Source organism: Variovorax sp. SPNA7, assembly GCF_033807855.1.
Classification (GTDB): domain Bacteria; phylum Pseudomonadota; class Gammaproteobacteria; order Burkholderiales; family Burkholderiaceae_C; genus Variovorax; species Variovorax beijingensis.
In genome coordinates this window covers 354,478-367,637 of sequence record NZ_CP138514.1, presented here as the reverse complement: position 1 = coordinate 367,637, position 13,160 = coordinate 354,478, and the positions used below count along the sequence as shown (strand labels likewise).

The window sequence follows — 13,160 nt, the reverse complement described above, 5'->3', positions numbered from 1 at the left end:
ATGGAGCGCTTCGTCTACACCGCAAGCCCTTCGCGCATCGTCTTCGGTGCGGACAGCATCGACCAGCTGCCGGCGGAAATCGAGCGCCTGGGTGCCACGCGCGCCCTCGTCCTGTGCACCCCCAACCAGCGCGAGCAGGCGCAAGCCATTGCCGACCGCCTGCCCGGCCGTGTCGCAGGGATCTTCGACGAAGCGGCCATGCACGTGCCGATCGAGACCGCGCGCAAGGCACGCGCACTGGCTTCGGAGCTGAAGGCGGATTGCGCGCTGGCGGTCGGCGGTGGCTCCACCATCGGGCTCGGCAAGGCGATTGCGCTGGAGTCCGGGCTGCCGATCATCGCGGTGCCGACGACCTACGCGGGCAGCGAAGCGACGCCCATCTACGGCATCACGGAAGCGGGCCTGAAGAAGACCGGGCGCGACGCGCGCGTGCTTCCGCGCGTGGTGATCTACGACCCCAGGCTCACGCTGTCGCTGCCCCTGGACCTGACGGTCACGAGCGCGATCAACGCCATGGCGCACGCGGCCGAAGGCCTGTACGCTTACGACGGCAACCCGGTGATCTCGTTGATGGCCGAAGAAGGCATCCGCGCTTGCGCGGCGGCGCTGCAGCCGCTGCGGGATGACCTGCGCGACCTGCCCGCCCGCAGCCAGGCCCTCTACGGCGCCTGGCTGTGCGGCACGGTGCTCGGTGCCGTGTCGATGGGCCTGCACCACAAGCTGTGCCACACGCTGGGCGGCACCTTCGACCTGCCGCATGCGCAGGTGCACACCGTGGTCCTTCCGCATGCGCTTGCGTACAACGCGAGCGCGGCGCCGCAAGCCATGGCGCGCATCGCAAAAGCCCTGGGCGTCGCGGACGCGGCCATGGGGTTCTTCGAACTCGCAAGAACGCACGGCGCCGCCGTGTCGCTGAAGGCGATCGGCATGCCGGCCGCCGGTCTTGAGCATGCAGCCGATCTGGCCGTCTCGAATCAATATCCGAATCCGCGGCCGCTCGAGAAGGCGGCGCTGCGCACCCTGCTCGACCGCGCATGGGAGGGTGCGCCGCCGCGAGCCTGATCAGGTGGCTCGCGCCTGCGGTGCAGGCTCCCGGCTCGACCGCTCATGGAAGAGCCCGAAGATCAGTTCGCGCAGCCAGCGGTTGCCGCTGTCCTGGTGAAAGCGCTCGTGCCACTGCTGGCGGATCTCGAAGGGCCTGACCTCGAACGGCGCTTCGACGCTGTGCAGGTCTGCGCGTGACGCCACCATGGCCTTGGCAAGGCGTGCCGGCGCGGTCAGCAGCAGCCCCGACGTGGCGACGATCGACGTCAGGCCGAGCGAATGGGCCGCGGTAAGAACGACCCGTCGCCGGTCGAGCGCGCCGGCCCTCTCCAGGGTTTGCTGAAGCTGCAAGTCGGTGGTGCCCTGCGGCCGGTAGGCGATGTGCTCGGCCGAGAGGTAGTCGTCGAGCTCGATGCGCTCGCGCGTGCCCAGCGGCGACGCCTTCGACATCAGCACGACGAAGGTCTCGTCGAACAGCCGCTGCTGGTAGAACGATGGCCCCATCGCTTCCCAGCTGCCCAGGGCGACGTCGATCTGCCCGTGGAGCATGCGCTGCCGGGCCTCGGCCACGGAGACATCCACGGTTTCGAAACGAACCCCCGGCGCAATGCCGCGCGCGACCGAGAGCAGCTCCGGCACCATGACCAGTTGCCCGATGTCGTTGACGGCAATCCGGAACGTGCGGCTCGAGGTCTCGGGCTCGAAGGTCCGTCCCTGGTCGACCGCCTGCACCAGGCAGGCGATGCCTTCCTCGATGGGAGCGATGAGCCGCTCGGCGACGGGCGTGGGCACCATCCCGTCGGCCGAGCGCACGAACAGCGCGTCGTTGAAGCGTTCGCGCATGCGCTTGAGAGCATTGCTGACTGCGGACTGCGTCATGCCGAGGCGGTCGCCCGCGAGCGTGACGCTGCGCGTGGCGTAGATCGCCTGGAACACCAGGAAAAGATTCAGGTCGATGGAGTTGATGTTCATGGCGCCGCCTCCTTCACCGAACGGTCATTCGTTGTCCAGCACTGCCAGGTTGTCGTAGACCATCCGGAGCATGTCCCGAAGCGATTCGGCTTGCACAGTGGTCAAGCCGGCCAGCGAGACGCGTTCATACACCTGGGCCAGCGGAATGATCCGCAGCGTGAGATCGCGGCCCGCCTCGGTCAGGCTCAGCGCGAGCGCGCGCGCATCCTCGTCCGACCGGTCGCGCACCAGCACGCCGCGCTGCAGCAGGCCGTCGACCACGCGCGAGAGCGTGGAAGCGTCAGTCGACGTGTGCAGCGCCAGGTCGGAGAGCCGCTGATGCGCCTTGTGGTGCAGCGCCACGCACACCCGCCACTCGGTCAGCGAGAGCTTGAACTGCCTGAGTTCCTTGCTGAACGACTGCCCCATGCGCATGCCTGCGCGGGCAAGCAGATACGGAATGGCCCGCTCCAGGTCGTGATCCGTCGATTTGTCTGCACTTGCATTCAATTTGGAGGGTGCCTCGGTGCGAGCCTTGCGCGCCTGTGGAGGCTTCGCTGCGGGTTGTTTTCTGATGGCCATGCCGAATGCTACAGGCGAATGCCGACATCGATATAGCGTAAACCCCAGGCATTTATTAATTGCATTTGCAAGTTTCATGCGCTTCAATCGAGGCCTTGCCCCGTCGAGTTCCCATCCACCATCCGGAGACCGCCATGACTGAAGCCGCCAACCCCTTTGCCCAACTAGACCGCGTGGACCTCCCCGCACCGGGTCGAAAGTCGCCCGTGAAGGACGCGCCCTCCATCGAAACAATAGCTGCATCTGCAAGCAATCTGGTGCCGACGCTCCGCGAGCGGGCACAGCAGACCGAACAGGACCGCCGCGTTTCCGAGGCCACCACGCAGGCGTTCCACGACGCGGGCTTCTTCAGGCTGATGCAGCCCGCGCGCTACGGCGGCTACGAATACGGGTTCACCGCGTTCATCGACGTGGTCAGCGAACTGGCGCGGGGCTGCACCTCGTCGTCGTGGGGCTGTTCGCTCGGTGCCATTCACCAGTGGCTGGTCGCGATCTTTCCGGAAGAGGCGCAGGACGACGTCTGGCGCAAGGACCCGCGCGCGATCGTCTGCGGCTCGTATGCGCCCGCGACCATGGCCGAGAAGGTCGACGGCGGCTATCGGGTGCAAGGCAAGTGGCTCTTTGCCTCGAACGTGGACAACTCCCAGTGGGCCCTGCTGGGCGTGCAGTTTCCGCCTGAAGAAAAGGGCGCTCCGCCGACAGCCGGCTTTTTGCTCGCGCCGCGCCCGGACTGGGCCATCGAGGACAACTGGCACGTGGCCGGCCAGGCAGGCACCGGGTCCAAGGCGATCGTCATTGACAAGCCGGTGTTCATTCCGGGGCACCGCAAGCTGACGTTCGCGGAGGCCTCCTCCAACAATCCGCCGGGCGCCAAAGTCAACGCGAATCCGATCTACCGCATTCCCTTTCTGTCGGCGGTGCCGGTCTGCCTGGTGTCGCCGATCGTCGGCACCGCGCAAGGCGCGGTCGACGAGTTGATCGAACTGGCCGGCACGCGCGTCACCCGGGGGGCCGTGGCCGGCGGCGGCAGCCGGCTCAGCGAATTCTTTCCCGTGCAGTCGCGCCTGGCCGAAGCCTCGGCGAGCGTCGATGCGGCGCGGCTGCTGCTCTACCGCGACACGGCGCAGGTGGAGCAGATGGCCATGGACGGCCACGTCATCAGCATCGAGCAGCGGATCCGCAACCGGCGCGACCATGCCTTTGCCGCGCGGCTCTCGCGCGATGCCGTCGAGGCGGTGTTCGCGAGCGTCGGAGGCGCGGGCCTGTCACTGAACCAGCCGATCCAGCGCATGTGGCGCGACACGAACGCCATCTCGCGCCACATCAGCCTCAACTGGGACGCGGTCTCCTCGATGGTGGGCCAATACCTGCTCGGCCTGGAGCCGAAGGGCCAGTACTGACCGAGGCACCGGCCATGTACTCCTGGGCTCTCATCACGGGCGACGCGGCCGAGACGGTCGATGCGCGCCAATTGCGGCAGGCGCTCGGCGCCTTTCCCACGGGGGTGTGCCTCGTGACCACCACCACGCCGGACGGCAAGCGCGAAGGCATGACGATCAACTCCTTCGCTTCGGTGTCGCTCGACCCGCCGCTGATCCTGTGGAGCATCCGCGACGACACGCGCAGCGCCGATGCATTTTTGGCAACGCGGCCGTTCAACCTCAGCGTGCTGACCGCCGAGCAGCGCGACCTGGCCTGGCATTTCGCCAAGCCGGCGGCCGACAAGTTCGAGCGCTTCGCCGAGGCCTTCGAGGTCGGGTCCAATGGCTGCGCGAGGCTGGTCGACAGCGTCGCGACCTTCGAATGCTCGACCTACTCGCGCCACCAGGAAGGCGATCACACCATCATCCTCGGCCGCGTGGAGCGCTTCTCGCGGACCGATGCGCCGCCCCTGCTTTTTCATTCAGGGCAGATGGGCTCGCTGTGGGAGCTTGCCGAGACCCTGACGCGGCCGCAGGGCGGCGGCGGTTGATGGCGCCGGTGCGCTCGCCTACGCGGGGCTCAAGGTTCGCACCATCTGCTCGTACATGGCGTCGACCGCGGGCGAGCGCAGCGACACCTTGCTGCGCAGTGCCGCCACATCCATCGACTTGAGTCTGGGCAGATCGAAGCCGGCGGGCAGGTTCTGCAATATCTGCAGGTGGGCCGGAACGCTGCAGCGCGTGAACACGGCCACGGCCAGGCCGCTCTCCACGGCCGCGAGCTGGCCGGCGAGGCTGGAGCTGTGATAGACGATGCGGTAGGCGCGCCGCCTGGCCGCCAGGCTCGAGAGCGCCGCGATCCGGGCCATGCTGCCCGCCTCGTAGACCGCAATCGGCAATGGATTGCGGCGCCAGGCTTCATGCTGCGCCGTGCCCACCCAGACCAGCGGTTCCTGGAACAGGAGCTGCCCGCGTTGCGGCTTGTCGCGGGAGATCAGCGCCAGGTCCAGCTCGCCCCGCGCGATCTTGGGGATGAGGGAGGTCGACTGCTCGCAGGTCAGCTCGATTTCCACGCCCTTGTAGCGGCCGGCAAAACTGCGCAGCACCGGCGTCAGGTAGGTGGAGGCGTAGTCGTCCGGCACGCCGAGCCGCACGCGGCCGGCCAGTTCCGGCCCGAACATCGCGTTCTGCGTTTCCGACTGCAGTTCGAGCATGCGGCGTGCATAGCCCAGCAGCTGCGCGCCCGCCGGCGTCACTTCCAGGTGCCGCGGGCCGCGCAGCAGCACGGCCTGGCCGAGCGCGTTCTCCAGCTTCTTGACCTGCATGCTCACCGCCGACTGCGAGCGGTGGACCAGGGGTGCCGCGGCCGACAGCGAGCCGGCATCCACCACCGCCACCAGGGCGCGCAGCCAGTCGATCTGGAAATCGGGATATTTCATCGTCGCTCTCATTCGATCTTCGAATGATAGGCGTTCGAACTATGCGCTTTACGAGGTCGATGAGTCGACGGACGATCGCCTCATGCAAAAGAAGGCCCAGATGTTCCCCGCGTTCCGGGCGGCGCAGCAGCAATCGAAACGGGAAAGCACGGGCCAATGGCTGCTGATTGCCGGTGGCATGCTGCTCGGCACCGTCGGTGTCTTCGTGGAAGAGGCGAACCAGCACCCGCTGGTCACGGTCCTGTTTCGCTGCGCCTTCGGTGCATTGGCCCTGCTCGCGTGGGGCCTGGCAACCGGTCGAATGAACGAGCTGCGGCTGCGCGGCAAGAGCGGGTGGATCGCTTGTGCGACGGGCTGCCTGATGGTCGTGAACTGGGCGCTGTTCTTCGCGGCCATCCCGCGCATCTCGATTGCGGTGGCCACCATTGTTTTTCACATCCAGCCGGTGTGGATCATTCTCTTCGGCGCACTGGTCCTGCGCGAAGCCGTGTCGCCGCGCCAGTGGGCTGCGACCCTGGCCGCGCTGTGCGGGCTGGCGCTGACGACCGGGCTGGTCGGCAACTTGGCATCGGTGGCCTCATGGGGCAGCGATTACGCGCTGGGCCTGCTCATGTGCCTGGGCGGCTCGCTGTGCTATGCCGCGGTGACCATCCTCGCCAATACGGAAAAAACCATCACGTCCTACGCGCTGGCCTGGTGGCAGTGCGTGACCGGGGTCGTCGTCCTGGCGTGGGTGCCTTTTGTGTTCGGCTGGCCGGATTCGGCCTCGGCCTGGGCGTGGCTCGCAGGACTGGGCGCGCTGCACACCGGCCTGGCCTACGCGATTCTTTTCGCGGGCATGGCCCGGCTTTCGCTCGGCAGGATCGCCGTGCTGCAGTTCGTGTACCCGCTGACCGCGGTGCTGGTGGATTGGGGTGTGTACGGGCGCACCTTGGATGCCGTCCAGCTTGCGGGCGTTGCCCTGATGGCGCTCGCGCTGTGGACGATCAAGCAACCGAAGCGGGATGGGGCATGCGGCGGCTGATGGGCTTGGCGCTCATTCGCGTGCGCGGCCGCTGCACGGTGGCGCTTCGTCGGCACGCTTGAGATAGGCGATCAGGTCCGCGCGCTCCGTAGGGTCGGCCACGCCGTCGTAGGTCATGGCGGTGCCGGGCACCATGGCCAATGGCTTGGCCAGGAAGCGGTCGAGCGTCTTGTCGTTCCAGACGATCTTCGATTTCTTCATGGCCTCCGAATAAGTGAAGCCGGGCACGCTGCCGGCCAACCGGCCGAAGAGGCCACAGTGCCTGGGCCCGACACGGTCGACCGCGAGCGCATGGCAGGCCAGGCAGCGCGCGTAGACCTGCTCGCCGCGCACCGCGTCGGGCAAGGCCCAGGCCTGTGCATTCGCGGCCAACGCGGCGGCCGCAAGGAGCCACCGGCCGATGCTCACGACATGAAGGCCGAAGGCACGGGCGTTTCGCCGAGCGCCTGTCGCAGCACGGCCCAGTGCATGGCCTCATCGCCAAGGATGCTCGCAGCCGCCTTCGACAGATCGCGGTTGCCGAACAGCGGCACGGCGCCCAGGTAGGCGCTCACGGCGCCCTGCTCGAGCTTGGCCGCAAAGCGCAGCACATCGGCCTGCGACTTCAGCTGCTCCAGCGGAAAGCTGTAGCTGGCCTTGGCTGCCACGGCACGGCCGCCGAGCCTGGCGACCGTCTTGGCGAGCAGCTCCGCATGCTCCTTGTGGTGGCCCTGGAAGCTCAGGGCCAGGTCGAGCACGGGCTTTTCGAGCAGCTTGCTCTCGGCCCCGGCCTGGTAGGCCGCAATGGCCTCGAGTTCGGCGGCAAGCGCGGTGTTGAGGATCTGCACGTCGTTGCCGGTGCCGCCATCGGCCTTGGCGGCCAGGGCGTCGCGGCCGGCCAGCAGCGCGACTGCGGCACCGGACAGCGCCAGCCCCGACCGGCCGAGGAACATGCGCCGCGCAGCGATGGGAGAAGGCATCTGAAAGAAGGACATGGTTGTTTTCCTCGTGGTGATCGTGGGTAGGAGCGTCATGGGCGGGGTGAATCCCGCTCGTCGGCCAGGCTCGCCAGCACGCGCGCCACGATGCGATCGCAGCGTGCGCCGTCGAATGAAAATGCGTCGCCCACGGCCACGTCCATGTCGCGGGACAGGCCTTCGCGCAAGAGGCTGCGCGCGCGGAAGAAGCGGGTGCGCACGGTGGCTTCGGGCAATGCAAGGGCCACGGCCGTTTCCGCAACGCTCAGTTCTTCGACGGCCCGCAGCATGAAGACCGTGCGGTAGGCGTCGGGCAGCCGGTCGATGCGCTGCTCCATCAGCCGGCGAAGCTCTTCCCGCATGGCGTGGCGTTCCGGTTGTCTGTCGGGATCGTCGGCCGCTGTCGATTCGCCCTCCTCGTCGAGGCCGGGCGCGGCACCGCCGTCGAGCGGGATCACCTGCGCACCGCGGCGGCGCAGGCGCCCCAGGGCTTCGTTGATGACGATGCGGACCAGCCAGGTCGAGAGCTGCGCATCGTCGCGGAAGCTCCCGATGGCGCGCCAGGCGCGCAGGTAGCAGTCCTGCAGCGCATCTTCTGTTTCTTCGTCGCTCTTGAGGATGCTGCGCGCCGTGCGGAACAGCAGCTGGTTGTGGCGCCGCATGATGCACTCGAAGGCCGATGCATCGCCTTGCGCGGCGCGCGCCGCGAGCTCGCGGTCGGAGCCCTGTGCGGGGCTCGCCGGTGCAGCAAGTGGAGAGGGGGCGGCGTGGGACATGTGTGCTTCTCTTTCCCATTGGATGAAGCAGCACCGCGCCGCGTTTCAGTTATTTTTGCTCGATGGCGCGAGTTCATCGGCATGGCGGACCGGCGACGACAGCATCACGCGTTCAGGAAAGTGCAGTGCCTGGCCCCGCAGGGAGGCCGTCGCATACTTCGACGAGGAAGAAAAGCGCGAGCGGTTGCGGCGGCTACCGTGGTTGGCCTGGGCCCCCGTTGCTACATCAAGCGCAATCCCCGCGCGAACTGCATCGAGGTCTTCACGAACTTGGGCGCGTCGCTCATCTGGGCGAGCTCGGCGAGGCCTTCCTCGGTGATGCGCTTCACCGTCGCGATGCGCGATGCGGTATCCCGGCCCGCCGGCCTGACGGGTGCGAATTCGGCCTCGATCAAGCCCGTGGCCACGAGCACCGAGACGATCCGCACTTCCTCCGGAAGCGCGACTCGGACGGGCAGCAGCGTGTGCTTCAACCTCAGCAGGAACAAGAGCGGCATTCAATCCTCCGATTGCCGGCGCTTGTCCAATCCAAAAATGCCGGCTTTTTTGGTTCTGAGGAATGTAGCCTTAAGTACCCTTTCTTGCATCTGGCCACACGGCATAGCCCGTGCGTGCCAGGAAGCGGGGTGGAGCGAAGAAGCTCAGCGCGGAGCCACGAGGTCGCGCCGGAGGCTCCAGATGCAGGCTCCGAGGCGAAGCAGTTCTTCGACCCTGCGGTCGTAGAACGCACTCTGCGCATCCTCCTGCGCAATGAGCGTGGCGATGTGGTCGAGGGCGTCGGCGGGCGTAAAGCCGAGCCCGGCGCGTGCCATCTCGATCACCGTCACCAGGGCCTTGGTCTTCTCCATGCGGTGATGATGCCGACGAAACGGGGTAAAAACAATACGCAGTTTCGTTTTAATGATTACTGCTTATAACCAGTCGCGTCCGCGGCGCGGCGAAGCGAACGCTCAGGGCAGGAGTTCGAACTTGAGGTCGGCCAGCGGCATGACCTTTTCTTCGCGCGTCATCTTGTATTCGGTGTTCGGGCCGAGCCACTTCGCCCAGATTTTGTCGAGCTCGCCCGATTTCTCGAGCGCGTAGAGCGCGCCGTTCACCTTGGCCAGCAGCACCGGCTCGTCCTTCTTCATGCCGACGCCGATGGGCTGCAGCACCATCGGCTCCTTGATCATCTTCAGCGCCACGCCCTCGGTCTTCGACTGGTTGACCAGCTTGGTGATGGTCATCGTGTTCGCGACCATGCCGACCGACTTGTTCTGCTGCACAGCCATGAAGGCCGAACCCGTGTCCTGGAAAGTCACCGGCTCCGAACCGTTCATCTTGATCGACAGCTCGGAGGTCGAGCCCTTGGTCGAGCTCAGGCGCTTGCCCTTGAAGTCGGCCTTGGCGGTGCCGGGGTCGGAGGCCTTCACCGCGAGCATTTCCTTGGCCACGTAGTACGGGTCGCTGAACTGGATCTGCTCGCCGCGGCTCTTGGTGTAGGCCAGGTTGGCAATGGTCACGTCGACGCGCCCGAGCTTGACCTCGGGCACGCGCGCCTCCACCGACAGCGGCGTGACCTTGGCCGTCAAGCCGAGTTCCTTGGCCAGCGCGTGGCACAGGTCTACGTCGTGGCCCACCATTTCGCGTGTCTTCGGATCGGGTGCGGCGAAGGGCGGCACGTCGGCGAAGGTGCCGCAGCGCAGCTCCTTGCGCGCGCTGATGTCGCTCCACTGGTCGGCGTGGGCCACGAGGGATGCGGCGCAAAGACAGGCCCCGATCGTGGTGAGGCGGAAGGCGTTTCTGTTCGACATGGTGAGCTCCTGAGGAGATGCGGGGAAAAAAATCAGTGCGCGCGCAAATCCGACAGGAAGCGCTGCGCGCGCGGATGCTGCGGACTCTTGAAGAAGGCCTCGGGGTCGGCCTTCTCGAGGATGCGGCCGGCGTCCATGAACCAGACACGGTCAGCCACTTCGCGGGCGAAGTTCATCTCGTGCGTGACGCACATCATGGTCATGCCGTCGTGGGCCAGGCCGCGCATCACCGACAGCACCTCGCCCACCATCTCGGGGTCGAGCGCGCTGGTGGGTTCGTCGAACAGCATTGCGGGCGGCTCCATCGCGAGCGCGCGCGCAATGGCCACGCGCTGCTGCTGCCCGCCCGAGAGCTGGGCCGGGTACGCGCCGGCCTTGTTCGACAGGCCCACGCGCTCGAGCAGTTGCGCCGCCCTCGCCTTCGCGTCGGCCCGCTTCAGGCCCAGCACGCGCATGGGCGACAGCATGATGTTCTCCAGCACCGAGAGATGCGGAAACAGGTTGAAGCTCTGGAACACGAAGCCGATGCGGCTGCGCAGCTTGTTGAGCGCCGCGCTGCTCATGGGCGCATGGATGTCGTGGCCGTCGAACAGCAACCGGCCCGACTTCACTTCCTCCAGCCGGTTGACGGTGCGGATCAGTGTGGACTTGCCCGAGCCCGAGGGCCCGCAGACCACCACCACCTCGCCCTTCTTCACCTCGGCGTTGACGTCGGCGAGCGCCTGGTAGTCGCCATACCACTTGTTGATGTTGGAGAACAGGATCATGGTGTCATCCCCTGCAGGGTGTGGAACGGGGTTCATGGATTCACCACCACCGGCGGCGGCAACGAAGCGCCGTCTTCGGATGCCTTCGGCGAAACGGCACCCAGCCGCTTGTGGGCCACGCGCCGCTCCAGCCATTGCGCCAGCTGCGTCAGGCTGAAGCAGACGACGTAGTACGTCATCGCCAGGATGAAGAACACCTGGAACGGCTTGGTCAGCAGCTGGTTGTTGATCTGGTTGGCCGCGAAGGTGAGCTCCTGCACGTTGATGACGTAGCCCAGCGTGGTCTCCTTGATGGTGGAGATGAACTGGCTCAGCATGCTCGGCAGCATGTTGTAGAGCGCCTGCGGCAGGATCACGAACCACATGGTGCCCAGGTGGCTGTGGCCGAGCGCGCGCGCCGCCTCGGCCTGGCCCTTGGGCAGCGCCTGGATGCCGGCGCGCACCACCTCCGACAGGTAGGCGCCCTCGTAGATCACCAGCGTGCACAGCATGGTGGTGAAGCCCGACACGTCCCGCCCGATCAGGATCGGCACCAGGAAGTAGACCCACAGGATCACCATCAGGAGCGGCACGCCGCGCACCACGTAGACCAGCACCGTGGCCGGCCAGCGCAAAAGGCGCCAGGGCGACAGCCGCGCGAGCGCCAGCAGCACCGACAGCGGAAACGCCAGCACGATGCCCAGCACCGACAGGATCAGCGTGGCGACGATGCCGCCGAGCGGCCCGCTGGGATACTGGCCGATGAGCAGCAGCAGCCAGTTGTCGCGGAGGATTTCAAAGACGCTGAACATGGCCTCTTACCTCGCCCCGACGATACGGTAGCGCCGCGACAGCCAGCCGCCCACGGCCATGATGAGCAGCGAGCACACCAGGTACAGCACCGTCGCCATGCTGTAGGCCTCGAAGGTGCGGAAGCTCTGGCTCTCGATCTCCTTCACCGCATGGGTCAGTTCGGCCACGCCGATGGCCATCGCCAGGCTGCTGTTCTTGAACAGCGACACGCTGTGGTTCACCAGTGCCGGCACTGCGTTGCGGATGGCCTGCGGCAGCATCACGTGGCGCATCGAACCGATGTAGCCGTGGCCGAGCGCGCGCGCGGCCTCGGCCTGTCCGGCCGGGATGGAGCGCAGGCCCGAGCGCATGTCCTCGCTGAAATAGGCCGCCTGGCAGAGCCCGAGCGCGACGATCGAGAGAATGGTCTCGGCGTTGTGCGCCGACAGCCAGCCCTGCAGCGCATCGGGCAGCAGGCTGAAGATGCCGAAGTACCAGAGCATGAGCTGCACCAGCGTCGGCACGTTGCGGTGGTAGGAGACATAGCCCGCCACCACGCGTTCGGCCAGCCGGCTCGGCGTGAGGCGCACGACCAGCAGCACGACCGCCATGGCCATCGCCAGCAGCCAGGAGCCGGCCGCGATCTTCAGCGTCTCCTGCAGGCCGTGCCAGAGCATCGCACCGAACTCCGGCTTCAGCAGGATCGCGAGCAGGTCGAAGTCCTTCATGTGCTGCTCCTTGGCGTGGCCATGCGGGGCGCTCAGGCCTGCGGCGCTTCCGGGCGCGCGGTCGAGAGCCCGCCGGGCACCTGCAGCGTGGGCGTGATTTCCATGTGGCCCACATTGACCGCGATGGGGGCCGCAATCGCAAAGGCAATGGCGTTGGCGATGTCCTCGGCCTGCGGCAGCTCGTAGCCTTCGACGAAGCGCTTGTGGGTTTCTTCGGAGTCGCCATGCACGTGCGCGAAGATGTCGGTGGCCACGCGCCCCGGGCAGATCTCGGTCACGCGCACGCGCTTGCCGAAGACGTCGATACGCAGCTGGCGCGACAGCATGCTCACCGCCGCCTTGGTTGCGTGGTAGGTGCTGTTGCCGCCGAAGTTGTAGGCCGCGGCAATGGAGCTGATGTTGACCACGTGGCCCCGGTCGCGCGCGGCCATGCCGGGCACCACGAGCCGGCACAGGTGCAGCACGGCGCGCAGGTTCACGTCGACCAGCAGGTCGATGCCCTCGGCGTCGGCCTTGAGGATGGAGCCGGGACGGTCCACGCCGGCGTTGTTGACCAGCACGTCGAATTCCACCTCCTGCGTGAGGCGGGTGATGCCGGCAAGGTCGCTCACGTCGATGGCGTGCGGAATGCAGCCGGTGCGCGCGGCCAGTTCGGCCAGCTTGTCGGCGCTGCGCGCCAGCGCGTGGACCTCCAGGCCTTCCTTGCAGAGGCGCTCGACGACGGCAGCGCCGATGCCCGAGGAGGCCCCCGTCACCAGAGCGGTCTTGTAGTCAGAGAAGGGCATCTTGTTTCTTTCGTGGAACTGGAGATCACTGCTTCGAATTCACTGTATCGAGCGCCTCTTCGCGGCGCCAAGACGGATTGGCTGTGGAGCGATAAGCCGCCCTTATGTTGCCCCGTGTTCGTG

Annotated in this window: 17 protein-coding genes; 4 read left to right on the top strand and 13 right to left on the bottom strand. The window is 66.8% G+C overall.

The window, feature by feature from the left end; translation table 11 throughout:
* The gene (locus RZE77_RS29480; protein WP_319443246.1) at positions 1–1,062 is read left to right on the top strand and encodes a maleylacetate reductase; all 1,062 of its coding nucleotides are present in this window, start codon (positions 1–3) and stop codon (positions 1,060–1,062) included.
* Here the strand turns inward: RZE77_RS29480 and RZE77_RS29475 are convergent, their stop codons facing one another.
* Together RZE77_RS29475 and RZE77_RS29470 are read right to left on the bottom strand one after the other, a co-directional pair.
* Entirely contained in the window at positions 1,063–2,016 is a 954-nt protein-coding gene (locus RZE77_RS29475; protein WP_319443245.1) for a LysR family transcriptional regulator, read from the bottom strand.
* A 24-nt stretch (positions 2,017–2,040) separates the two neighbouring features.
* Complete coding sequence (locus RZE77_RS29470) at positions 2,041–2,577, bottom strand: MarR family winged helix-turn-helix transcriptional regulator (RefSeq protein WP_319443244.1); 537 nt, start codon at positions 2,575–2,577, stop codon at positions 2,041–2,043.
* A gap of 134 nt (positions 2,578–2,711) precedes the next feature.
* On the opposite strand from RZE77_RS29470, the gene RZE77_RS29465 reads away from it, so the two are divergent.
* Positions 2,712–3,977 carry an acyl-CoA dehydrogenase family protein gene (locus RZE77_RS29465; RefSeq protein ID WP_319443243.1) on the top strand — a complete coding sequence of 422 codons (1,266 nt, stop codon included), beginning with the start codon at positions 2,712–2,714 and terminating at the stop codon, positions 3,975–3,977.
* Between the two features lie 14 nt (positions 3,978–3,991).
* Complete coding sequence (locus RZE77_RS29460) at positions 3,992–4,549, top strand: flavin reductase family protein (RefSeq protein ID WP_319443242.1); 558 nt, start codon at positions 3,992–3,994, stop codon at positions 4,547–4,549.
* 18 nt (positions 4,550–4,567) lie between these two features.
* On the opposite strand, the gene RZE77_RS29455 is transcribed toward RZE77_RS29460, so the two are convergent.
* The gene (locus RZE77_RS29455; RefSeq protein ID WP_319443241.1) at positions 4,568–5,437 is read right to left on the bottom strand and encodes a LysR family transcriptional regulator; all 870 of its coding nucleotides are present in this window, start codon (positions 5,435–5,437) and stop codon (positions 4,568–4,570) included.
* Positions 5,438–5,519: 82 nt separating this feature from the next.
* Between RZE77_RS29455 and RZE77_RS29450 the strand changes: the two genes are divergently transcribed.
* Positions 5,520–6,461 carry a DMT family transporter gene (locus RZE77_RS29450; RefSeq protein ID WP_319443240.1) on the top strand — a complete coding sequence of 314 codons (942 nt, stop codon included), beginning with the start codon at positions 5,520–5,522 and terminating at the stop codon, positions 6,459–6,461.
* A 12-nt stretch (positions 6,462–6,473) separates the two neighbouring features.
* Here RZE77_RS29450 and RZE77_RS29445 read toward each other — a convergent pair whose 3' ends face one another.
* From RZE77_RS29445 to RZE77_RS29400, 10 genes are all read right to left on the bottom strand, one after another.
* The gene (locus RZE77_RS29445; protein ID WP_319443239.1) at positions 6,474–6,869 is read right to left on the bottom strand and encodes a c-type cytochrome; all 396 of its coding nucleotides are present in this window, start codon (positions 6,867–6,869) and stop codon (positions 6,474–6,476) included.
* Positions 6,866–7,435 carry a ferritin-like domain-containing protein gene (locus RZE77_RS29440; RefSeq protein ID WP_319443238.1) on the bottom strand — a complete coding sequence of 190 codons (570 nt, stop codon included), beginning with the start codon at positions 7,433–7,435 and terminating at the stop codon, positions 6,866–6,868. Before RZE77_RS29440 ends, RZE77_RS29445 begins: the two co-directional genes overlap by 4 nt.
* A 35-nt stretch (positions 7,436–7,470) precedes the next feature.
* Positions 7,471–8,193 (bottom strand): RNA polymerase sigma factor, encoded by a 723-nt coding sequence (locus RZE77_RS29435; protein WP_319443237.1) that lies wholly within the window; start codon positions 8,191–8,193, stop codon positions 7,471–7,473.
* 221 nt (positions 8,194–8,414) lie between these two features.
* Positions 8,415–8,690: a hypothetical protein gene (locus tag RZE77_RS29430; protein ID WP_319443236.1), complete on the bottom strand. Its 276-nt coding sequence runs from the start codon at positions 8,688–8,690 to the stop codon at positions 8,415–8,417.
* A gap of 144 nt (positions 8,691–8,834) precedes the next feature.
* Positions 8,835–9,041, bottom strand: coding sequence for a hypothetical protein (locus RZE77_RS29425; RefSeq protein WP_319435299.1), 207 nt, complete (start codon positions 9,039–9,041; stop codon positions 8,835–8,837).
* A gap of 102 nt (positions 9,042–9,143) precedes the next feature.
* Positions 9,144–9,986 (bottom strand): ABC transporter substrate-binding protein, encoded by an 843-nt coding sequence (locus tag RZE77_RS29420; protein ID WP_319443235.1) that lies wholly within the window; start codon positions 9,984–9,986, stop codon positions 9,144–9,146.
* 32 nt (positions 9,987–10,018) lie between these two features.
* The gene (locus RZE77_RS29415) at positions 10,019–10,753 is read right to left on the bottom strand and encodes an amino acid ABC transporter ATP-binding protein (protein WP_319443234.1); all 735 of its coding nucleotides are present in this window, start codon (positions 10,751–10,753) and stop codon (positions 10,019–10,021) included.
* A gap of 32 nt (positions 10,754–10,785) precedes the next feature.
* A complete protein-coding gene (locus RZE77_RS29410) occupies positions 10,786–11,544 on the bottom strand; it encodes an amino acid ABC transporter permease (RefSeq protein ID WP_319443233.1) in 759 nt (252 codons plus the stop codon).
* Between the two features lie 6 nt (positions 11,545–11,550).
* Positions 11,551–12,252 carry an amino acid ABC transporter permease gene (locus RZE77_RS29405; protein ID WP_319443232.1) on the bottom strand — a complete coding sequence of 234 codons (702 nt, stop codon included), beginning with the start codon at positions 12,250–12,252 and terminating at the stop codon, positions 11,551–11,553.
* Positions 12,253–12,284: 32 nt separating this feature from the next.
* Entirely contained in the window at positions 12,285–13,037 is a 753-nt protein-coding gene (locus tag RZE77_RS29400; RefSeq protein ID WP_319443231.1) for an SDR family oxidoreductase, read from the bottom strand.
* Between the last annotated feature and the right edge of the window lie 123 nt (positions 13,038–13,160).